1 pseudogene is annotated in these 340 nt (G+C 41.2%); it reads right to left on the bottom strand.

What is annotated here, in order from left to right:
- Positions 1–340: pseudogene (locus DM397_RS00290) on the bottom strand (xylose isomerase); the annotation flags it as partial.

Here is a 340-nt window from a genome sequence, read left to right as displayed (position 1 = left end):
GAAAACATCTTCTAAGTCTGTAGAGTTTCTTCTGATTTTAGCATCAAAGTTAACTCCTCCGCCTTGTAATCCGCCAGCTTTTAAGAAAACCAGCATGGCTTCAGTTGTTTCCTGAATGTTGTTTGGGAATTGGTCTGTATCCCATCCGTTTTGATAATCGCCTCTGTTGGCATCGATGCTTCCTAACATTCCCGCTTTTGCAGCCACTTCCAATTCGTGCTGGAAAGTGTGCTGTGCCAATGTAGCGTGGTTTACCTCTATGTTGATTTTGAAATCTTTATCTAAACCATAATTTTTCAAGAATCCGATTGCTGTAGCGGAGTCAAAATCGTATTGGTGT

The sequence above is a fragment of the Flavobacterium nitrogenifigens genome, from assembly GCF_003254565.1.
GTDB lineage: Bacteria > Bacteroidota > Bacteroidia > Flavobacteriales > Flavobacteriaceae > Flavobacterium > Flavobacterium nitrogenifigens.
Note: the sequence above shows the minus strand (reverse complement) of the source record. Positions and strands in the feature narration are given on the sequence as shown.